Source organism: Taklimakanibacter deserti (assembly GCA_003574785.1).
This window is the reverse complement of sequence record QORU01000003.1, coordinates 268,278-288,197: the sequence shown is the minus strand read 5'-3', so window position 1 is coordinate 288,197 and position 19,920 is coordinate 268,278. Positions and strand designations below refer to the sequence as shown.

The following is a 19,920-nucleotide window of genomic DNA, read 5'->3' as shown; positions in this document are numbered from 1 at the left end:
GAAGTGGTGTACGCGCCCGGGGGCGTTTGCAGGCGAGATGTAATGGAAGCTTTGTTCGACAATCTCCATGGCGTTGCGGCCGAGCGGCTGAGCTTCGCGCCCGCTTTCGAAGGCCGGGCCTTCCTGCTTGCCCGTCCCGCGGGCAATATCCTCGTCTACAGCTCAGGACGCGTCGCGGATGATTTCGCTGATCTCTCCGCCGCCGGCGGCATTGCGCGGCAATATCTCAACCATGAGCACCAGGCGAACCGCTCATGCGACAGTGTCGCCGCGGAGTTCGGCGCGCCGCTTTACTGCCATGCGGCGGATGCGAAGGCCGCCGCAAAAACCTGCAACGTCGATCAGACCTTTGACGGTCGCGCGCATCATTTCGATGATTTCGAGGCCATCCCCATTCCCGGCCATACGCCGGGCTCGGCCGCTTTCCTGTGGACGAATGGCGCGCATCGCTATCTGTTCACCGGCGACACGATCTATCTGCGCGACGGCGAATGGCGGATCGCCGTGCTCGACGGCATCAGCGACCGCGTCACCTATCGTGAATCACTCGAGCTCATCCGCGGGCTCGACTTCGACGTGCTGGTGCCGAGCATGGCAAAGGGCGAGCCGTTCCAGGTGGTACCGGCCGATGAGCGATACCAGCGTATCGACAAGCTCATCGCCCGCATCGATGCCGGCGAGTTCTAAACCTCTTTCAAGCCATGGAGCGCGCGGATCTCCTGCGCCACGAGCTTCTGCAATCGCCACAGATTGCGGTCATAGATGCCGGCTTCGGCGAGGTGCAGCACGGTATTGTGCAGATAGGCGGCGTTGGAGCCGAGATGGCCGCAGGCCCGGGCGATGGCCGCCGCGACCTTCTCGGGCGGCAGCTTGCGGAAGATGCGCTGGCCCTTGGGGCCGGCCCAGAAAGTGAGCGCCGTGACCGGACCGTCCTCGCTCTCGACGGTGAGCCAGCGCACCGTGCCGAGATCGTGCCTGAAGCTGATCTCGCGCCAGACCAGGCCATAGACCGTTTCATCGAGCCCCTCTTCCGGCAGCTCATAGAGAAGTCCGGCGCAGCTGCCGCCATGATCGAGCGCCATCATCAGGCCGCGCTGTTCCGGCGTCCCGCGCCAGCGGTCGAGCTCGAGGCAGAAGGAGCGATGCCAGCCTTTGGCGATGCCGTGCTTGCGCCGCACGCTGGGAAAGGTGGGACTCCAGATCAGCGACCCATAGGCGAAGATCCAGAACGGGCCCTTTGGCCGCTGTGCCACGAGGTTCTGGGAAAAAACCCTGAGCTCGTCATTCTCGATCCAGCGTGGGTCGGGTCCCGGCTCCTCGATCTTGCGCTCGCAGAGCGCCACGAGCTCGGGCGTGAGCTCCATGAGAGGCGCGGTCATGCGAGGGGCGGGCTTCATGCGGGACTAGGCTCGAAGGTGCCTTTGCATCGCGCGTTCGTCAATCGGCAGGCGCATGATCCGGAAAAGTGGATACCGGTTTTCCGGAAAGATCATGCGCAACAAAAGAACAAAGCGCGATGGCGACGCCAGCGCGCTTTGGCATGGCTGTTGCAATGCAGATAAGCACCTGCACCGTTTCTGCACGGAGCAGCGGCCGGCAGGGTGATGTGTGGCGACAAGCATCACCCGTGGCTTGGCCAAAGTAAGCCGCTTCTCCCCCTCGAAGCGGAAACAGGAGACGCTTCCGCCGTGCCCCCGCATTCCCGAAACGGAGGCGTCTCCACCTTCACGATTTCTGTGCCAGGAATGATTGCGCCAAGCTCTCCCATTCCTCATCGAGGCTGACTTTCGCCGGCGTCTTGCGGCAGCGGCGATACCAGTAATCGGCATTCGACAGGTCGCCTTCCTTGCGGTGGAGATAGGCATGCACCCACATCCCGGCCTCGTCGTCACGCTCCTGGGCGCAGTGATGCGCCTTCTTCCAATCGCCCTTGGCGTCCCACCACAGCGCTTGCAGCGCCAGGCTCAGGCCTTGGGGCGGCTCGGGCTTTTCCACCAAGTCCCTGAATGACTTGAGATCCAATCCGAAATCCTCCGTGTCGCGCCGGATCATACCCCCGTCGGCTTGTGGCTTGACAATCAACTTCCATTGTTCTCTTTTTGTTCCATGCAGACCGAAGCCACCATCCTCCATGCGGATCTCGACGCCTTCTATGCCTCGGTCGAGCAGCTTCTGGATCCGAACTTGCGCGGCAAGCCGATTGCCGTCGGCGGCGGCGTGGTGCTCGCCGCCTCTTACGAGGCCAAGGCGTTCGGCGTCCATGGCGGCATGTCGGGCCGCAAGGCGCGCGAGCTGTGCCCCGATCTCATTTTCGTCGGCGGCCACTTCAAGGACTATCAAAGATTGGGCGATGCCGCGATCGCGGTGCTCAATGAGTTCACCCCGCTGGTCGAGCGCATCTCGATCGACGAGGCCTTTGCCGATGTGAAAGGCTGCACCCATCTCTTTGGTTCGCCCGCCGAGATCGCAGCGGAGATCCGGCGGCGCGTCCGCGCCGAGCTCGGCCTTGCGATCTCGATCGGCGTCGCCTCGACCAAGCATCTGGCGAAGATCGCCTCGCAAGTCGCCAAGCCCGACGGGCTCGTGGTTGTGGCGCCCGGCAGCGAGCTCGCCTTTCTCGAGCATCTGCCGGTCGATCTGCTCTGGGGCGTGGGTCCGGCGACCAAGGCGAGACTCAACGCCACCGGCATCATCACCATTGGCCAATTGGCGAAGACGCCCGGATGGTCACTGGCGCGGCTGCTCGGTCCCGCTGCCGGCGAGAAGCTCACGGCGCTCGCCGCCAACCGCGACCCGCGCAAGATCAGGACCGCGCATCGCGCGCAGTCGGCCGGCGCCCAGTCGGCGCTTGGGAAGAAGCCTGCCGAGGAACGGATCTTTAGGCCTGCCTTGCGCCATTTGGCGGATCGGGTCGCGACCCGCTTGCGCGCCAAATCGCGTCCTGGCCGGACGGTGACGGTGCGTGTCCGTTTCGCCGACATGCGCGCCATCACCCGATCGGTGACACTCGACGCGCCGATCGCGGCGACCGCGATCCTGGCCGAAGTCGCCGAGGAATTGGTGCGCGTGGCGCTCGCCGATCACCCGGATGAGCGGACCATCACGCTCCTCGCCATCTCGGTCTCGCATCTGGAGAAGGAGCGCCCGCTGCAACTGGAATTCCCGCTCGGCCTCGCCGATGAGAAGCGTAAGCCCGGCAGCCGCATCGGCATAGCGCGCTTCACCGCCGACCGCGCCGTCGACAGGGTGCGTAACCGCTTCGGCTGGGAGGCTGCCGGCTATGCCTCGGTGGCGCTCGGCGACGCCCGCTCGGTCCCCGATGAATTCCGCGAGCTTGCTGAAAAGGAGCTGTGAGTCGGATCAGATGGCCGATGCGATCACATCTTGTCAGGCCCGGGATCGCCACCGTTCGCGGCGACGACCAGCCTTTTGAGATAATGTGTCCAGCCCTTCTCGTGGCTGTCGCGTTGTTCCACATCGGGCAGGCCGCTATGGGTGAATCGGACCAGCGTTCCGCCCGGCTGGTCGATGAGATCGATCTCGACCAGGCTCGAGCCGGGCGGCACTTTCTCGCCGCCGTCCCAGCCGAAGCTGTAAGCCAGGCGATGGACCGGGACGACTTCGGTGAACTGTCCGCGCGCCATGTTCTTGCCGCCGACATTGACGAGATAGATGCCGCCTGGATGCGGCTCCGTCGTCGCCGTGCCGAGCCAGCGCAGGATCTTGTCCGGATCGGTCAGGAAGGCGAAGACCGTCGCGGCCGGCGCCGCGATCTCGACCTCACGCCGGATCACCAGCGAGTCTGCCATGGGATTCTCCTTGAGTGGGGCGGGAACGGTGGCATCATGATCAGGCATTGGCAAGATGCCGCCATGTCCTGACAAAGTACCCCATGGGCAAGAAATGATCGCCGCCGCATGATTGTCATATGCACCTGCCCTCCACGCTGAGCTGGCTCCTCGACGAGGCGAGCGCTTTGCCCGGCGCCGACCAATTCCTGACGGCGCTCGGTGCCCGTCTGATCGCCGACGGCCTGCCGCTGGCCGGCGGCGCGCTGACGCTCTCAGCACCCCATCCGATCATCGCGCGCCGCACCTGGCTGTGGCGGGCCGATAACGGCGCGGTGATAGAAGCCTTGGGCTTCGCGCTGGGCGGAGTTCTGCCGCAGCCGGACAATGTCGGGCGCGATTGGCTGCTGGGACTCGACACCGGGATCGTGCACGAGATGGCCGCCGGCGCGCCGGCGCAACAAGATGCGCCGGCGGACAGGCCGGTTATCGCCTGGGCTTTGACGCGGCCTCTCACCGAAAACGAGACTTTGCTGCTGCGCGAGGCCGCGCGCTTCGCAGCGGCTCCGCTTGCCGCCTTCGTCATGCGCTCGACGCTTTCCGCCTTGCTCGAGACCTATCTCGGCCGGCGCAGCGCGGCCCAGGTCTTGAACGGGCAGTTGCGGCGCGCGGCGGGCGAGACCATCCAGGCGGTCCTGCTTTATGGCGACTTGCGCGGCTTCACCGAATTGTCGGAAGCGATGCCGCCGGCCATGGTCGTGGCGGCGCTCGATGCCTGGTTCGAGCGCATCGCCGGCGCCGTTCACGCCTTTGGCGGCGAGGTGCTGAAATTCATCGGCGATGGGGTTCTCGCGATCTTTCCCTTGGGCGGCAAGCCGCCCGCGGCTGCCTGCGATGCGGCGTTGCGCGCCGTCGCTGCGGCACAGGCCGGCATGGCGCGCCTCGACGCGGAGCGCGAACGGCAAGGCCTGCCGCCTTTGCCCTTCGGCATGGCCGTGCATATGGGCGAGATGTTGTGGGGCAATATCGGCACCGCCGACCGTCTGGACTTCACCGCCATCGGGCCCGCCGTCAATCTGGTCGGCAGGCTCGAAGGCCTGTGCAAGCCATTGGGGCACAGCGTGCTCGTCTCGGGCGCAGTTGCGGCGGAGACGACGACGGCGCTCGTCCCTCTGGGTGAGCACATTTTGCGCGGCATAGCGGCACCCTGCACCGTCTTTGCTCTGCCGGAGAAGTGAAGCATCGAGTGCGAGCACCCGGCGTCTATCGCAACAAGCGATTCTCGTCATCGATCAGCGTGAGGCGAGAGGGCATGGCGGGCCCCCAGCGCCAGAGCACCAGATTAAGGTCGTCTCGTGCCGCGCCGGGCACGAAGCTTCTCACCATGAGGCCATGATAGCCTTGATCAATCAACCGCCGGGCGAAGGCCTGCGTCCGGGCTTCTCCATTCGCTTTCATCTGGTCACGCCATGTCGCATCCGCGAGCGCGTCATCGTCCACGCCTTCGGCCGCGAGCGCAGCTCCATCTCCGCTATCGAAAACTCGCCCGATATCGGCGTCATAGGAGACGAGCATTGTCGGCTGCAGGTTTCCCACTTGGTTGGCTTCGCGCAGCGCGATCACGACCGATGTCGAGGTATAGAGTGCCGGCACGCCCTTGGGATTGAACCGGCCGCCATAGAGCTCGGCCCCGCGGCCGGACAAAGGTTCCCGAGCATAGACCGGGTTGAGAGCCCGATAGAGCTTGCCCTGATACCGGATCGGCACGCTAGAGCATGATCCGGAAAAGCTTGTGGCCGGGTTAAACCCGGCCATCCCGGTTTTCCGGAAAAATCATGCGCAAAACAAAAAGATAAAGCGCGATGGCGACTCGATCCAAAGCCATCGCGCTTTAGGCGTGGACGCCGGCGTCGACGGCATCGATATAGTCGAGCACCTCCTCCGCCCGACCGTTGCGCACGAGCTGCATTGCCGTCTGGCCGGAAAATCCCGGCAGCGGTTCGGAACGATACCAGGCATAAGCCATCAGGGCCGAGCCTAAGCGAGGCTCCACCTTGTTGACGATCTCGACCATTTCGCGCAGCCGCCGCTGGGTCTTGTCCGAGCGCACGCGATCCCTGCGCTGGACGGCATCCTTGCCGAGTCCCGCAGTGCGGGCGACCTCCTCGCGGGTTGTGCGAAAAGCCTCGGCTATCTTGCCAGGGGCGAAAATCCCATCTTCGGCATATTGAGCGAGGCCCATATTAGTCCATCTCGATCAGTTGCCACTCGTTCTGACGGAATATAGCGTCAAAATTCGCGTCAATCAAGATGGGGACTTAATTGCTGGACCCAGCGCGCGCCAGTTGGCCTTGCCCGATAACGCTTTATAGGAGCAATTTTAATTTAATTTGACCTAAGGTTAGATTATCTGCATTTTGAGCGTCCCACAGACGGCGCACGTATGCTTACCCAATTGGACGTTCAGAGATCGCTCCGGTCAATGCTGGCCTATGCGGCCACGCACTCGCCCTACTATCGCGAACAGCAATGGGCGAAGATGACCCGGCGCGGCGGCACCGTGGATATCCGAAACATCCCGACCACCGCGAAGTCGCTCGTCCGGTCCAACACCAGTCAATTCTACGTCGCCGAAGTGCCCGCGTCGGAAGGGCGCGTTATGGTCGCGATGACCTCCGGGTCGACCGGCGCTCCGATGGAGGTGAGACACACGAAAAGGTTTCAAGATATCAGCTTCGCTGAACGTCAGCGGCTTGCTGCAGGATGGGGACTCGATCGCCACGCGCGCGTCGTTAAGATGCATGACCCAAGACCAGACAGGCCGCGCGGAGCGGTGGTAAATAGGACGGCCGCAAAAACCATCTACGATTTCTACTCGGCCGATGCCTCCGAAGCTTTCGACTTCATCGCCAGGACAAAAGCGACCCTTCTGCATGCCCCCCCGCGAACCGTCACTGCCATCCTGCAGCATGGTGAAGACATCGGCGTTCGATTGCCCCTAAAGCTCATCGCCACCATATCGGAGGTCATCCCGGAGCAGTTCAGGAGCTTGGTCAATGCGCTCCCCGGTTGCCGGTGGGTCGACAGATACGCGACGATCGAGACAAAGTTGATCGCCGTCACGTGCGCCGACTGCGGCGCCTATCACCTTGCCGATCGTCATGCCGTGATCGAGATCCTCGATGACAGGAACCGGCCAGTCAAGCCCGGAAAGATGGGGCGGGTCGTGGTCACGCCCCTGTTCAATCTCGCCATGCCGCTCGTCCGCTACGAGACGGGCGACCATGCGCTCGTCACGGCCACCAACACGTGCCGTCGGTCGCCATTCGCCCTTGAGAGGATCGTCGGCCGGGAAGGAAACCTCTTCAAGCTGCCGAACGGTCACCGAGTGATACCGTGGATCGACCCACGGGCCGCCTTCGATGCTGGGCTGCGGCAATTCAAGCTGGTGCAGGTCTCACCCGTCGACATCGACTTCCTCTACATTCCCCGCGACGGCGCCGCCGACCTTACCGGCGACCGGGCGCAGGAGCTAATCGACAAATCTATGGTGACCGGCTTCAAGGTGACCCCCCGAAAGGTGGCGGAAATGCCCTTGTCCGCAAGCCGCAAATTTCTCATGCATGAATGCCTGATATAACTACCGAACGCCGCGACCGCGCCGATATTCGTTGTCGAGAGCCGTTGCTGTTTCAACCGATTGACAGCGGAGTAGCTACATCAACTGTCGAGGTGAAATCACCCGTCGAGTAGCTGCTTTGGGCGCCCATCGGGGAATCGAGCTCGCCCGCAAGCTCCGGACATGGTCACCCGCGCCGGGAAAGACGGCCGTGGGAGCCCCGCTTGGGCTTCTCCTGAACAATAGCAAAAAGGATCGGATGGTGATTGTTCCGCAACATCGCCACCTTGTAGACATTCGAATAAGCCTCAAATATCCAATTCATAGCCGCTTTGCTCCTGCTGCGCCCCACCCTCACAGTGCCGGCTTGGGTATCGGGTCAGGGTCCGCGCCGCAACGGCGGCGGTTCCCTATTTTCCAACGTCGATTCCCTATGTTTTGAGAGCCAGGGCGGCCGGATGCCTTGCCGCCTCCTTGCGGGTGGATACGCCGAGCTTCGTCAGCACGGCGACGACATGGTGATCGACGGTCTTGGGCGAGATCTTGAGCCTCTGCGCGATCGCCTTGTTGGAGAGATCCTCAGCCAGAAGCTTGAGTATCTCGATTTGCCGGCCGGTCAGGCCGAGCGGATTGCCCTTTGTCGCGGCACTGGGCCCGCGCGGGATGCCCTGCGCGCTCTCGGCTCTGAGCTTGCGCCGCACCAAGGCAGCGGCCGGACCGGCGCCGAGCTGGGTCAGGAGATCGAGCGCCTTGAGCTGCGCCGGCCGGTCGCCATGCGCCAGAGCGAGGGCCTGCTCATAGGGACAGCCGAGCCGTTCCCAGGCTGCCGCGGCCCCCTGCCAATCGCCGCTGATCTCCAGCCGGTAAGGCGGCGCGACATTCTCGAGGGGCTGGTCGAGCGCGCCGGCGCGCCACAGCCACAGACCGAGCTCGCCCAACCGCCATGGTTCGGGCCGCTGGCGCGCAAGCTCGTAGATGGGTTCGATTTCGGCGCGCACCCCTTCCATGTCGTCCCTGAGCCAGGCTGCTTCGGCGCGCGCCGCCACTATCGGGCCGATCCGCATGAGATCGCCGACGGCCTGTGCCAGCTCGCGTGCTTCATCGAGCAGAGCCTCAGCGCCGGGGTCGCCTTGCCGCAAGCGCACCGCGCCGAGCACGGAGCTCGCCACCGCCCGCGACACCATTTGTCCAGCTTGCAGGACTGTGCTTGCGTCGTCGCCTGCCTCTTTCCAGCGGCCCTGCTCCAGATGAGCGCGGGCGCGCATGGCGAGCTGATAGATCATGCCGGCATCGAGGTCGCGCTCCTTCGCATAGGCAAGACCGGTGGCGAGGCGCGCCTCGGCGCGCGCGTAGTCGCGCGTGATGAGCGCCTGATAGATGAGATTCGTATGGGCGCGCGCCACATGGTCATGCATCTCATGGGCGAGCGCGAGCTCGAGGCTGCGCTCGAGCTTGGCGGTGCCTTCGGCTTTGCCCATGAGGAATTCGGCTTGGCCGACATTGTTCAGGGCGTGGACCAGGATTTCGGTCAGGCCGGACCGCTCCGCCAGCTTGAGCGCGCGCTCGCCCCATTCGACCGCTTCCCGGCAATCTTCCGACAGCATGCACAATTGCGCCATGCTGCTGTAAGCCATGGCGAGTTCACCGCCCGTCGGCGTCGGACAACACTTCGATGAGGAGTCGGCCACAGAATTTTCACCGGGCGGAAGCCGCTCCAGCACGGCGACCGCTTCCATCGCGAACGACCGGGCCTTGGCGCTGCCGCTGTGGAACCAGAAGATGCGGGAGAGCCATCTCAGATCATCGCCCGCCCGGAGCAGGTTGCCTTGCCGGCGGCGCAAGGCGAGCGCCGCTTCGAATGACGCAATGGCATCCTCCATGCGGTCGGTCAGGTAGCATTCATAGGCGTGCCCTTCGAGGAGCGCGGCTCGGGCTTCGATGTCGTCGTCTGCCGTGTGCTTGAGGGCGGTCAGATAATGGGCGGCGGCTTCCCGATGCGCGCCCAGCATCGATGCCTGGCGGGCGGCTTGCGGCGCGAAGCGTCGCACCGCCGCGTCATCGCGGGCCTCGATTGCATGATGGACGAGCCGCGCGCTCGCCACCGGCACCACACTGCGCTCCAGCAGCCGGCTGAGCACGCTCGCATGGAGCGCGCGCCGGCGATGCTGCGGCAGCATGCCCTCGATCGCCTGACGGGCCAGCTCATGGCGGAACATCACCACGTCGTCCTCATGAAGCATGAGCCCGCTCCCCACACATTCATCGAGGATGGCCGCGGCAGACGATGTCGCCGCCTCCAGCAGGCACCGCTCGACGCGGTTCGGCACCACCGCGCAAAAATCGAGCATGGCGCGCGCTTCCGGCGACAGTCGCATGGCGCGCGCCACGGTCGCCTCGCGAACCGTGGCCGGGACGCTGCCGGGCGGACTGGCCAGGAGCTCGCCCACATAGAAGGGATTGCCGCCGGTCTGGGTATGGATGCCCTCGGCTGGCCTGCCGGCGCGACCGGCAAGACTCGCCACCGCCGCCTGGGTGAGAGGACGAAGCCCGACGCGCCTCGTCAGCTCGACCGGCAGATTGCCGAGCAATGACCACAGAGCATGACGCCCGTCGAGCTCGTCGTCGCGGTAGCTGAGCACGATCAGCGTTGGCGTCGAGCGAATCCGCCGGCTGAGATATTTCAACAGATCGAGCGTCGCCGCATCGGCCCAGTGCACGTCTTCGAAGACCAAGATCGTCGGCTTCCCGCTGCGCAGTTCATCCAGCAAGGCGCCGAAGATCGCCAGCCGCCCTTCCGGCGATCGCATGAGCTTGAGCAGCGCGCCATTGGTCTGCAGCGCGATGTCATGCAGCGGGCTCAAGGGCTGCGGCGTGAACAGGGCATCGCAATGCCCGATGAGGATCCGCATCCGCGCCTGATGCGCGGCGAGGAATTGCTCGATCAGGGCCGTCTTGCCGATGCCGGCTTCGCCGTAAATGAGGGCGATACGCCCCGTCCCCGCCACTGCATCATCGAGGCAGCCGGCGAGATCCGTCAGCGGCGAGTCGCGCTCCAGGAGCTCCATGGGGATGAAATCCGCATGCGCAAACTAGCCCCTTGTCGAACATTCTTCCTCTAAGTCAAGGGCGGAACGGACGGCAGCTATTAGCGAATTATCTTTCCAATTATATTCGCTATATGCTATTTACTTGCGATGAAGTCGATCGCATATAGCAAGTCGGCCATAAAGACACTGCGCCGTATCCCGGCAAACGAGGCCAGACGGATCGTCGAAAAGATCGAGCAATATGCGAGCGACCCCAAAAGCCAGGCGAACAATGTCAAGGCGCTCGCGGGATCACCTTATGTACGACTGAGAGTCGGAGACTGGCGGGTGATCATGGATGATCGGGGCCAAGTCCTCGACATTCTCAAAATCGGCCCGCGCGGCGGGATTTATGATTAGGAGGTCTTGATGCAGAAGATCGTCACCCCAGGAGGAGAGACTCTCGTTCTTTTGCCGCTTGAGGAATATGAGCGCCTGATCGATGCCGCAGACATCGCGGCAGCGGAGCGGGTGAAGGCCGATATTGCCGCCGGCCGTGACGAGATGATCCCTTCCGAGATCGTCAAACGCCTCCTGGCCGGCGAGAATCCTGTCAGGGTCTGGCGCCAGCATCGCGGCCTCTCGGCGCGCGACGTCGCGGAGAAGACGGGGTTGAGCGCCGCCTACATCTCGGAGATCGAGACCGGCAAGAAGGATGGCAGCGTATCGGCGATGAAGAGGATCGCCGAAACCCTCGGCGTGGAAATCGACGACCTGGTTTATGGCAGCGGGAGTTGAACCCTCCCCGACCTGTCGCAAGCACGCGTCCGCGCCTATTTCTGCCGCTTGAGCAGGCCGCAGGCGACCACGCTGTGTTTCCCGGTGATATGTCGGTAGCAGAAGTCGATGGTGTCGTTGTCGACCAATTCGCCGTCCGCGTAGCCGTCGTCTGTGATCATGGCGACACGTTTGCCGCCGGTCGAGAGCGAGCCCAGCAGCCGCTCGCTGTCGCGTTCCGAAGAAGAGGTGCCCCAGAAACGGAGACCGTCCTGTCCGTCCACCTGATAGGTGAACTTCAGCTCGAACAAGTTGAACTTGCCGGACGTCGCCGGACCGGGGCTGGCATCGCCGCTGTGATTGGTCGGGCCGTCGCTGATGGCCGTCAAGCCCTCCACAACCCATGTGCCCTTCAGATCGGGGATGGCCTGGGCATGTGCGCCAGTCGCCACGGCAATCTGGAACAAGAGGACTGTCAAAATCAGACTAGCAAGATTTTTCATCGCGGCTTCTCCTCAGAGCGGACATTCCCCAGCGTCAGCGTCACGCCATCAACTTTGGCATCGATACGACGTGGATGATCACCCGGCTTGCCGTTTTACCATCGACCGTTGCTATTTTAAAACGCCGGATACGCCCACCTCCAGCACCGGTTCTGGCTTTGGTTAACCCTCGGACGCGGCGCCGGTTCCCTGGTGGATTGTCAAGATGTCGGATGGCAACCTCAACTGAAATTCGAGCTCGTTGGCATCACGACGATGTCGCGCACGCAGATACGCTGCGGCTGCTTCCAGCAGAAGAAAATGATGTCAGCCAATTCCGCGGCACTGATGAAGTCGGGGTTTCCCAACCGCTTGCAATACTCATCAAAGCTGACGCCCATGTCGGCGTGGATGTTGGTTTTGACGAGGCCCGGCGCCACGTTGATGACGCGGACGTTGTTCGCCGCTTCTCCCTTTTGCAACGACGCGCCGAGTGAGCGCACGGCGGCCTTGCTGGCATGATAAACTTCGCCCTCGGGTCCGGGCGCCCGATCGCCGATCGAGCTGACATTGATGATCGTACCGCTCCTGCGCGTCTTCATGCCGGCCAGCACGGCATGGATTCCATTGAGAACGCCCTTGAAGAGCACATCGACCTCATAGGAGATGTCGGCGACGTTGCGGCTTTCCAGCGTCCCGATCCTGAGGAAGCCGGCATTGTTGATGAGGCATTCGGTCGGACCATGGATTGCCTCAGCCGCGCGGATCGCGCCTTCGAGAGCTTCATAGTCGGCGACATCGACGGAAGCCTGGCGGATCCGCTCTATGGGCAAGTCATCGAGCGGTTCGGGATGTCGTGCGATGAGAAGAAGCGGATGATCGTCGGCGGCGAACTTTTCAGCAACCGCGCGGCCAATGCCGTGACTGGCACCGGTAATCACCACAAGCGGCTTGGACATGCGAATATCCTCCGAACGATTGGGGAAAGACCTTGAGGCGTCAGGGTGTGGCAATTCTCCTCCGCAGAGTCAGTTTTCTTTGGTTGATGTCGATTGATGCCCCCGGGGCTCGAACCGCCGACATGCTGCGACAAATTCCGCATGCCCGCAAACTGTTAACTGTTCTCTTCGAAGGACCTGGATGACCATTTCGGAACCGGCGGATTAGGTCAGAAGCAGCGAGTTGAGGGCGTTTTGAGAAAGAGAGCCAAGATCGAGCCTATGGCCCGCGCCAAGTATTTCTTCTTGCCGATCGAAGAACCCGGCGCGGTTCTGATCAGGACCATGGACGTCCCCGAATTGCTGAAGGAAGTCTCCACCAAGACATCACCGACACCTCTCCCGGCCGAGTGGAAATGCCCGCACGAAGCGTTGAGGCCAACCGGACATCAAATCGAGAACCCGCCTCGCGGCGGCGGCGGCAACAAGCTGCAATCCCGGGCAATTGTCAGGCGGAGCGATTTGTGCAACGCTTCCAGTCCTGCGTCAGACTGAGCGAATTTGCTCGGGCGCCGGGAATCTCTAACCAAAGCAACCGCCCGCAGCGTTGCATCCGATTATTCCCAGATCTCGCCAGCGGGCCACGTGGGAGGACATCATGATCAAGAAACTTGCTTTCTTTTTGTCATGCGCCGCCACCTTTTGCATGACCTCCGCCTTTGCGCAGGACACCAATCTTGAGAAACTTGGCGGCTTCAAGACTACCGGCACACCGATGATGGAGCCTATCCCGCAGACTGGGGAGAACGCCGAGGCCCTCAAAGCCATCGCGGCTAAAATCAAGGTCCCGGCCGGCTTCAAGATCGATCTCTATGCCATCGTTCCGGACGCGCGCCATATGGCTGTCGGACCGCAGGGCGTGGTGACGTTCGTCGGCACCCGCAAGGAACTGGTCTATTCGATGACCGACCGCAACAAGGACCGCGTCGCCGATGATGTGAAGGTCTTCGCCCCTTCGATCAAGATGGCGGTCCCGAACGGCGTCTGTTTCTCCAGGGACGGCCACCTCTATCTTGCCGAACAGAACCGCGTGCTCTGGTTCCCGGCGGCCGAGTTTTTCTATGAAGGGCCGGATGTCGCGGCCTTCGCCATCGTCAAGGAGGGCGAACTGATACCCGCATCCAATGAGAGCTTCAATCACACCGCCCGCACCTGCCGCATCGGCCCTGATGGACGCCTCTATATTACCATTGGCCAGCCCTTCAACGTGCCGGCCCCCGAAGTACTGCCGGAATTCGACAAGCTGGGGATCGGCGGCATCATCAGCATGAAGCAGGACGGCACCGAGCGCAAAATCTATTCGCGCGGAATGCGCAATCCCCTCGGCCTCGACTTCAATCCAAAGGACAAGACACTTTGGGTGAACGACAACCAGGTCGATGGCATGGGCGACACCATCCCGCCGGGCGAAATGAACCGCGTTACCAAGCCGGACCAGAATTTTGGCTTCCCCTGGTATGGCGGGGGCAAGGTCCGCACCGTTGAGTACAAGAGCGCCACGGTGCCCGAAGGCGTGATCTTCCCGGAGGTCGAGCAGGACGCTCATGCGGCCGATCTCGGTCTGTCCTTCTATACCGGCAAGCAGTTTCCCGAAAAATACCGGGGCGGCATCTTCTCGACCCAGCACGGTTCCTGGAACCGCGTGGACCCGGTGGGCGCCCGTGTGCTGTTCACCACTCTGAAGGCGGACGGCACGGCGGACAAGACGGAGGTGTTCGCCGAAGGCTGGCTGAACGAGAATGGCGAATATCTCGGCCGTCCGGTCGATGTTCAGATGCTCAATGACGGCTCGCTCTTGGTATCAGACGATCTGGCCGGAGCGGTCTGGCGGATTTCCCACGGCGGTTAATGGACTTCGCCATGCGGCGGACCTCCCGCCGCATGGCCCATTCCCATATGAATCAGGAGTTTGATGTGCGCGGTTTGATCATGGGCCTGGCTGCTCTCATAGCCTGTCCGACTGTCGGGGAGGCGGCTGGCGATGCCGTTCTGGGCAAAAAGGTGATGGTGAAGTGCCAGGTTTGCCATGGCAAAGACGGCCTCGCCAAGCTGCCCGACGCGCCGAACATCGCCGGGCAGAAGGAAGCTTATCTCGTGAAAGCGTTGAAGGCCTTCAAGGCCGGCGAACGCAAGAACGAGCAGATGACCATCGTGATCAAGGGCTTGAGCGATGAGGATATAGCGAATGTCGCCGCCTATTATTCATCGATCAAGATCACCGTTCAAGTTCCGCCATAAGCGACGCGTCACCGTCATCCCGACGACAATCTTGAGATCGAAGCCAAACTTTCGGAGCTTGTTGATATGCCCGTCTTTGCGAGGACACCCCGAAGGCATGGGGTGTCGATGGTAGCGGAGGAGGGAGTTGAACCCCCGACCCCAGGATTATGATTCCCGTGCTCTAACCAACTGAGCTACTCCGCCCCAGGATCGTGGGGCGATATAGGGTTGCGGCATGGGGCAAGTCAAGTCATGTGGATGACTTTACGCATTTACTCCCATTTCTATCTCGCGACCCGCCAAGGGAGCCGTTATCATGCCGAAAGCCCCTCCCCCCGGAACCCGTCTCAAGCGCCCGGTGCAGCCGATGCCGGCCTTCGTGAAGGAGGCCCTCGCCCGGGCCGGACTCGCGGCACGCTATCGGGAAAGGCCGCCCTATCAGCGCAACGATTATCTGATGTGGATCAACCAGGCGAAGCTCTCTTCGACGAAGCAGAAACGCCTGGACCAGATGCTGGCCGAGCTCAGATCGGGCGACGCCTATATGGGCATGGCCTGGCGGGCGCGGCGAAAACCCTGATCGAATTCAATCCTCGGAAAGATTCCTCTTGCAATCGCGGGCCAAGCCGTGGGACTTGGAAAATATCAAGATGGGAGTGGCGCATCTCAAAGGAACGCGAGTCACTCACGCAAGCTCATGGCCGGGCGCCTTGTCGTCTCCAAATCCCTGCTCGGGTGTCGCAGATTCCCTGCTCTTTTTTCTAAGCCTTTGATATCGTTAGGGGTGAGGTATTTTTTCAAAAATTCCCTGATAATCCCTGATAATCCCTGATATTGCCTGTTGCTTCTCAGCTCCGCGATAGCGCCAGCTCACGCGGCGTCGGCCCGGCGAAAGTCGTGCGATACATCAGCCGGCGATGGCCCTGGTAATCGTTCACCGCGTAATGCTGCGTGAACAGGTTGTCCCAGACGGCGAGCGCGCCGGGACTCCAGCGAAACCGGCAGCAGAATTCCGGCCGCGTCGCATGGCGCTGGATCTGATCGAGGATGGGGCGGCTCTCCGCTTCGCTCAAGTCCTCGAGACGCGTGACATAGAGCGGGTTGAGGAACGCGGCAGCTCGCCCGGTCAGGGGATTTCGGATCACCGCGGGATGGGCCCGCTCGATATCGGCCTCGGGATCGCCCCGGGTCATCTTGATGGAGGCGCCGGCACGTTCCTTTTGCGGCGGCGCCCATTTCACCCCATAGGGCTTTCCGACATGAATGGCATCGCGCCCCGCGAGCAGCTGCTGAAGCGGCTCGGGCAGGGTCTCCCAGGCCAGCGCCTGGCTCACCCAAACAGTGTCGCCGCCATGCGGAGGAACGACCTCCGCCGCGAGGAGCGAGCCAGCCGGCGGCCGCTCCAGGAAACTGAAATCCGTATGCCAGTCGCCGCCGAACACACCGCCCTTTTCATCCGCCTCCTTGAGAACCCGAATGACCTCGGGCTCGCCTTCGAGCGGTTGCACATAGGGCAGCCGCATTGCCGGCCCGAATGCCCGCGTCACGGCCTTGAGCTGATCGAGCGAGAGACGCTGGTCGCGGAAGAACAGCACCTGATGGCGCGCCAGCGCATCCTGGAGCGATCCCGCCAGATCGTCGGAAATAGGCTGGCGCAAGTCGATGCCGGTGATCTCGGCGCCAATGGTGCCTGTCAGCGGATACTCTTCCATGGCACTCGTCCTCTCCGTATCTAGCGATCGCTGCGCCGGTAGAGCCAGAGCGTCACCGGCGCCAGCAGCACGGTGAGCGCCGCGGGTGCGGCGAGCGCCAGCAGCACATCGCTCAGGCTCGCATTGCCCGCCATCAGGCCGCGTATGGCGCTCGTCATCAGCGAGACCGGGTTCACATCGACAAAAGCGCGCAACCATCCCGGCATGGTGTCGGGCTGCACCATGATGTTGGAGGCGAAGACCAGCGGAAACAGGAAGGTGAAGCCCGCGGTCATCACCGTCGTCGGCGACCGGATCAGGAGGCCGAGCACGATGAAGATCCAGCCCATGCCGAAGCCGATGGCGATCAAGAGCGCGAAGGCGGCGATGATGCCGAAGACGCCGCCTTCCGGCCGGTAGCCGAGGATGAGGCCGATCGTCAGGATGATGGCGCCGGCGATCACATGGCGCAGCACGTCGCCCACCATCAGCCCGGCGAACGGAGCGAGCGACCAGATCGGCAGCGAGCGGAAGCGGTCGAACAGGCCCTTGCCGAGATCGGTCGAAAGCCCCATGCCGGAATAGACCGCGTTGAACACGACGGTCTGCACGAGAATGCCGGGCAGGAAGAACTGCAGATAGGCGGAGGGCGAGCCCGCCAGCGCGCCGCCGAACACGAAAGTGAACAGCAGCGTGAACATGATCGGCGTCATCACCAGATCGAAGAGCTGCTCCGGCACATGCTTGAATTTGAGGATCGCGCGCCAGCCGAAGACGAGGGCATTGGAGAACGCCGAGGGCGGGCGGGGCGGCGCCACCATGTCGAGCCGGGATTGGAGCGGCGTCATGCCGATATCGCTCATTGGCCGTTCTCCTTCTTTCGGGCGAGCCTGCCGCTGCCGCCGGTCAGCGCGAAGAAGACCTCCTCGAGGCTGGGCGAGCCCATCGAGAAATCGGCAAGCTCGATGCCTTGCGCGATCAAGGCGCTGATCGCCTGATTGGCGGCGTGGGCACTCCCCGTCATCACCGACAGTTGCGCGCCTTCCGGACTGCGCTGCACCTCGGCGCTGAGATGCTTCTCGAGCAGCCCCTGCGCCTCGTCGAGCCGTTGCGGATCGACCAGCGCCACATGCAGGAAGCCCGAGCCCGTCGCCGCCTTGAGCTCGCGGCTCGTGCCCTCGGCGATCTTCTTGCCCTTGTCGATGACGGCGATGCGCGCCGCGAGCTGGTCGGCCTCGTCGAGATATTGCGTGGTGAGCAGGATGGTGACGCCGGAACCGGCCAGCGCCCGGATCATCCGCCACACATCCTGGCGCGCATTGGGATCGAGGCCGGTCGTCGGCTCGTCGAGGAACAGCACGCCCGGCGTCACGATGAGCGAGGCCGCGATATCGAGCCTCCGCCGCATGCCGCCGGAATAGGCCTTCACCTGCTTCTGCGCCGCTTCCGTGAGGTCGAAGGTGGCCAGGAGGTCGTCGGCGCGCGCCTTGGCGGCACGGCCGCGAAAGCCCCACAGGCGCGCGAGCAGCAGCAGGTTCTCGCGTCCGGTCAGGTCCTCGTCGAGCGAAGCGAACTGGCCGGTCATGGCGATGCCGGCCCGCACCTGGTGCGGCGAGCGCACGAGATCATGGCCCATGACGCTGGCCGAGCCTTGATCGGGCGCCGACAGCGTCGCCAGCATCCGCATCAACGTGGTCTTGCCGGCGCCATTGGGACCGAGGATGGCGAAGATCATGCCGCGCGGCACGTCGAGATCGATTCCATCGACCGCGCGCACCTCGCCGAAGCATTTCACGAGCCCGCGCGCCGCGACGGCGAGCGCGGTACGCTCTTCGACAGGCGGCGAATAATTCATACGCGTTGCATCGTTCATGACGGTCTCGAAATGTGAAAAACACCGGCGTCCGGCGCCCGGCCTTCGCGCAAGCCGAAGATCGTTGGTTCAAAAGAACAAGAGGGCTCGGCTTGCGCGGGCGCAACCTCGCATGGCTTGCCGGCTCTTGTCCAGATCAATGCTGGACATCACGAAGCGTCATGCTGACAGGCGGACGCCCCTCAGGCGGCGTTCTTGCGGTAATGCCACACGAAGGCCGGAGGGATATTGGCCATCACCGCTTTCGCCCGCCGACCGGTGAGGCCGCAGGCCTTCACTTCCGCCTCGGCAAGCGGCGGCGCGACGAAGTAGCTGAATTGCACGAGCGAGCCCTGGGTGGTGAGCGACGTCGCCATGGCGCGCGTGATTCCCGCGCGTACGGCCTTCGGCATGCTTCTGAGCGGCAGGCCGGAAAGGATCTTAGGCACCTTGTCGTACCCGTGCTCCTTCAACAGTCGCGGCAATTGCGAGGCATCCCCGTGCAGGACGGTGACGCCCGGAAATCTCTGCCGGAGATGGCGCACGAATTCCGGATCGAACTCGATGAGGATGAGCTGCGCGGGCTCGACGCCCGACTCCAGCAAAGCGCGCGTGAACGGGCCGGTGCCCGGACCGATCTCGACGATCACGTCCTCGTCGTGGGGTGCCAGCGTCTCGACCATGGCCCGAGCCAGGCTCGGCCCGCTCGGCGCCACAGCGCCGACGCCGAGTGGGCGATGCAGATAGCGCTGCCAGAAGAGCAGTTTTGATTTTTTCATCTTGGAGCTTCGTTACACGATCAGGTCAGCCGTTGGAAGCGCAGCAAGGTAAAGAAACCGAAAGGTTTCAAGGGCCGCTGCTCTTCCAGCTTGAGCTTGCCGCTCACCATCAGCGTCTCGACCGGGAAATCCGGCCGCCAGCCGAGGATATCGGAGAAGCGCGCCAGGCGCTTCTCGACCACCGCGCGCAAGCCTTTGTCGATGCTGAAATGGTTGACGATGACGATATGGCCGCCGGGCTTGGTGACGCGGATGAGCTCGTTCATCACCTTGACCGGATCGGGCACCACCGTCATCACGAACATCGCCGTGGTGACGTCGAAGCTGTTGTCGGCGAATTTGAGCGCCGTCGCGTCCATCTCGATGAGCGCATCGACATGGCGCAGACCGCGCTTCTGTGCCCGCTCGCGCGCGCGCATCAGCATGTCCGGCGAAAGATCGATGCCTGTGACCTTCAGGCTGTGCTTGTAGTGGGGCAGCGACAGACCGGTGCCGACGCCGACTTCGAGGACGCGGCCGTGATATCTGTTGACGATGGAAGTGGCTTGCTTGACGCCGGCTTCGACCACCTTGCCGAAAGTCGCATCATAGACGGGCGCCCAACGCCGGTAGGCACGCATGACATCGTGATTGTCAATCTCAGCGAGCGCGCGGCGGGCATGGCCCTGCATGGCTCTCTCCTGCTCCC

General features: G+C 63.1%; 23 protein-coding genes and 1 tRNA gene. 10 read left to right on the top strand and 14 right to left on the bottom strand.

The window, feature by feature from the left end; all coding sequences use genetic code 11:
• Nucleotides 1-42 precede the first annotated feature (42 nt).
• The gene (locus DS839_RS07505; RefSeq protein ID WP_162918367.1) at nucleotides 43-687 is read left to right on the top strand and encodes an MBL fold metallo-hydrolase; all 645 of its coding nucleotides are present in this window, start codon (nucleotides 43-45) and stop codon (nucleotides 685-687) included.
• Here DS839_RS07505 and DS839_RS07500 read toward each other — a convergent pair.
• Nucleotides 684-1,379, bottom strand: coding sequence for a gamma-glutamylcyclotransferase (locus DS839_RS07500; protein ID WP_368911313.1), 696 nt, complete (start codon nucleotides 1,377-1,379; stop codon nucleotides 684-686). The genes DS839_RS07505 and DS839_RS07500 overlap by 4 nt on opposite strands.
• A gap of 346 nt (nucleotides 1,380-1,725) precedes the next feature.
• Nucleotides 1,726-2,022, bottom strand: a complete 297-nt coding sequence (locus tag DS839_RS07495; protein WP_162918366.1) for a hypothetical protein — start codon at nucleotides 2,020-2,022, stop codon at nucleotides 1,726-1,728.
• 84 nt (nucleotides 2,023-2,106) lie between these two features.
• On the opposite strand from DS839_RS07495, the gene dinB reads away from it, so the two are divergent.
• Nucleotides 2,107-3,354, top strand: a complete 1,248-nt coding sequence (dinB, locus tag DS839_RS07490) for a DNA polymerase IV (RefSeq protein ID WP_119269673.1) — start codon at nucleotides 2,107-2,109, stop codon at nucleotides 3,352-3,354.
• Between the two features lie 23 nt (nucleotides 3,355-3,377).
• Here dinB and DS839_RS07485 read toward each other — a convergent pair whose 3' ends face one another.
• Complete coding sequence (locus DS839_RS07485) at nucleotides 3,378-3,809, bottom strand: SRPBCC family protein (protein ID WP_119269672.1); 432 nt, start codon at nucleotides 3,807-3,809, stop codon at nucleotides 3,378-3,380.
• A gap of 119 nt (nucleotides 3,810-3,928) precedes the next feature.
• Here DS839_RS07485 and DS839_RS07480 point away from each other — a divergent pair, with 119 nt between their 5' ends.
• On the top strand, nucleotides 3,929-5,026 hold the full coding sequence (locus tag DS839_RS07480; protein ID WP_119269671.1) for an adenylate/guanylate cyclase domain-containing protein: 1,098 nt from the start codon (nucleotides 3,929-3,931) through the stop codon (nucleotides 5,024-5,026).
• Nucleotides 5,027-5,051: 25 nt separating this feature from the next.
• Here the strand turns inward: DS839_RS07480 and DS839_RS07475 are convergent, their stop codons facing one another.
• Both DS839_RS07475 and DS839_RS07470 read right to left on the bottom strand, forming a co-directional pair.
• Nucleotides 5,052-5,549: an RES family NAD+ phosphorylase gene (locus tag DS839_RS07475; RefSeq protein WP_119269918.1), complete on the bottom strand. Its 498-nt coding sequence runs from the start codon at nucleotides 5,547-5,549 to the stop codon at nucleotides 5,052-5,054.
• A 130-nt stretch (nucleotides 5,550-5,679) separates the two neighbouring features.
• On the bottom strand, nucleotides 5,680-6,030 hold the full coding sequence (locus tag DS839_RS07470; RefSeq protein WP_119269670.1) for an antitoxin Xre/MbcA/ParS toxin-binding domain-containing protein: 351 nt from the start codon (nucleotides 6,028-6,030) through the stop codon (nucleotides 5,680-5,682).
• A 240-nt stretch (nucleotides 6,031-6,270) separates the two neighbouring features.
• On the opposite strand from DS839_RS07470, the gene DS839_RS07465 reads away from it, so the two are divergent.
• The gene (locus tag DS839_RS07465; RefSeq protein ID WP_162918365.1) at nucleotides 6,271-7,428 is read left to right on the top strand and encodes a phenylacetate--CoA ligase family protein; all 1,158 of its coding nucleotides are present in this window, start codon (nucleotides 6,271-6,273) and stop codon (nucleotides 7,426-7,428) included.
• Nucleotides 7,429-7,838: 410 nt separating this feature from the next.
• Here DS839_RS07465 and DS839_RS07460 read toward each other — a convergent pair whose 3' ends face one another.
• Nucleotides 7,839-10,472 carry a helix-turn-helix transcriptional regulator gene (locus DS839_RS07460; protein WP_119269668.1) on the bottom strand — a complete coding sequence of 878 codons (2,634 nt, stop codon included), beginning with the start codon at nucleotides 10,470-10,472 and terminating at the stop codon, nucleotides 7,839-7,841.
• Nucleotides 10,473-10,601: 129 nt separating this feature from the next.
• Here DS839_RS07460 and DS839_RS07455 point away from each other — a divergent pair, with 129 nt between their 5' ends.
• Together DS839_RS07455 and DS839_RS07450 are read left to right on the top strand one after the other, a co-directional pair.
• A complete protein-coding gene (locus DS839_RS07455) occupies nucleotides 10,602-10,853 on the top strand; it encodes a type II toxin-antitoxin system RelE family toxin (RefSeq protein WP_119269667.1) in 252 nt (83 codons plus the stop codon).
• A 9-nt stretch (nucleotides 10,854-10,862) separates the two neighbouring features.
• Nucleotides 10,863-11,231 carry a helix-turn-helix domain-containing protein gene (locus tag DS839_RS07450; RefSeq protein WP_119269666.1) on the top strand — a complete coding sequence of 123 codons (369 nt, stop codon included), beginning with the start codon at nucleotides 10,863-10,865 and terminating at the stop codon, nucleotides 11,229-11,231.
• Nucleotides 11,232-11,266: 35 nt separating this feature from the next.
• Here DS839_RS07450 and DS839_RS07445 read toward each other — a convergent pair whose 3' ends face one another.
• Both DS839_RS07445 and DS839_RS07440 read right to left on the bottom strand, forming a co-directional pair.
• On the bottom strand, nucleotides 11,267-11,713 hold the full coding sequence (locus DS839_RS07445) for a hypothetical protein (RefSeq protein ID WP_119269665.1): 447 nt from the start codon (nucleotides 11,711-11,713) through the stop codon (nucleotides 11,267-11,269).
• A gap of 221 nt (nucleotides 11,714-11,934) precedes the next feature.
• The gene (locus DS839_RS07440) at nucleotides 11,935-12,651 is read right to left on the bottom strand and encodes an SDR family oxidoreductase (protein ID WP_119269664.1); all 717 of its coding nucleotides are present in this window, start codon (nucleotides 12,649-12,651) and stop codon (nucleotides 11,935-11,937) included.
• Nucleotides 12,652-12,912: 261 nt separating this feature from the next.
• On the opposite strand from DS839_RS07440, the gene DS839_RS07435 reads away from it, so the two are divergent.
• The 3 genes from DS839_RS07435 to DS839_RS07425 all read left to right on the top strand — a co-directional run bounded on the left by DS839_RS07435 (nucleotide 12,913) and on the right by DS839_RS07425 (nucleotide 14,928).
• Complete coding sequence (locus DS839_RS07435) at nucleotides 12,913-13,185, top strand: hypothetical protein (protein ID WP_119269663.1); 273 nt, start codon at nucleotides 12,913-12,915, stop codon at nucleotides 13,183-13,185.
• A gap of 103 nt (nucleotides 13,186-13,288) precedes the next feature.
• Nucleotides 13,289-14,539, top strand: coding sequence for a PQQ-dependent sugar dehydrogenase (locus DS839_RS07430; RefSeq protein ID WP_119269662.1), 1,251 nt, complete (start codon nucleotides 13,289-13,291; stop codon nucleotides 14,537-14,539).
• A 65-nt stretch (nucleotides 14,540-14,604) separates the two neighbouring features.
• Complete coding sequence (locus tag DS839_RS07425) at nucleotides 14,605-14,928, top strand: c-type cytochrome (RefSeq protein WP_438816502.1); 324 nt, start codon at nucleotides 14,605-14,607, stop codon at nucleotides 14,926-14,928.
• A 109-nt stretch (nucleotides 14,929-15,037) separates the two neighbouring features.
• Here DS839_RS07425 and DS839_RS07420 read toward each other — a convergent pair.
• Nucleotides 15,038-15,114, bottom strand: a tRNA-Met gene (locus DS839_RS07420).
• Between the two features lie 112 nt (nucleotides 15,115-15,226).
• Between DS839_RS07420 and DS839_RS07415 the strand changes: the two genes are divergently transcribed.
• The gene (locus tag DS839_RS07415; RefSeq protein ID WP_368911310.1) at nucleotides 15,227-15,490 is read left to right on the top strand and encodes a YdeI/OmpD-associated family protein; all 264 of its coding nucleotides are present in this window, start codon (nucleotides 15,227-15,229) and stop codon (nucleotides 15,488-15,490) included.
• Between the two features lie 268 nt (nucleotides 15,491-15,758).
• Here the strand turns inward: DS839_RS07415 and DS839_RS07410 are convergent, their stop codons facing one another.
• From DS839_RS07410 to DS839_RS07390, 5 genes are all read right to left on the bottom strand, one after another.
• Nucleotides 15,759-16,622 carry a TauD/TfdA dioxygenase family protein gene (locus tag DS839_RS07410; protein WP_119269660.1) on the bottom strand — a complete coding sequence of 288 codons (864 nt, stop codon included), beginning with the start codon at nucleotides 16,620-16,622 and terminating at the stop codon, nucleotides 15,759-15,761.
• A 20-nt stretch (nucleotides 16,623-16,642) separates the two neighbouring features.
• A complete protein-coding gene (locus DS839_RS07405; RefSeq protein WP_119269659.1) occupies nucleotides 16,643-17,464 on the bottom strand; it encodes an ABC transporter permease in 822 nt (273 codons plus the stop codon).
• Nucleotides 17,461-18,474: an ATP-binding cassette domain-containing protein gene (locus DS839_RS07400; RefSeq protein WP_368911308.1), complete on the bottom strand. Its 1,014-nt coding sequence runs from the start codon at nucleotides 18,472-18,474 to the stop codon at nucleotides 17,461-17,463. Before DS839_RS07400 ends, DS839_RS07405 begins: the two co-directional genes overlap by 4 nt.
• Nucleotides 18,475-18,656: 182 nt before the next feature.
• Entirely contained in the window at nucleotides 18,657-19,232 is a 576-nt protein-coding gene (locus tag DS839_RS07395) for a class I SAM-dependent methyltransferase (protein ID WP_119269657.1), read from the bottom strand.
• 20 nt (nucleotides 19,233-19,252) lie between these two features.
• Entirely contained in the window at nucleotides 19,253-19,903 is a 651-nt protein-coding gene (locus tag DS839_RS07390; RefSeq protein ID WP_119269656.1) for a class I SAM-dependent methyltransferase, read from the bottom strand.
• Nucleotides 19,904-19,920: the final 17 nt, after the last annotated feature.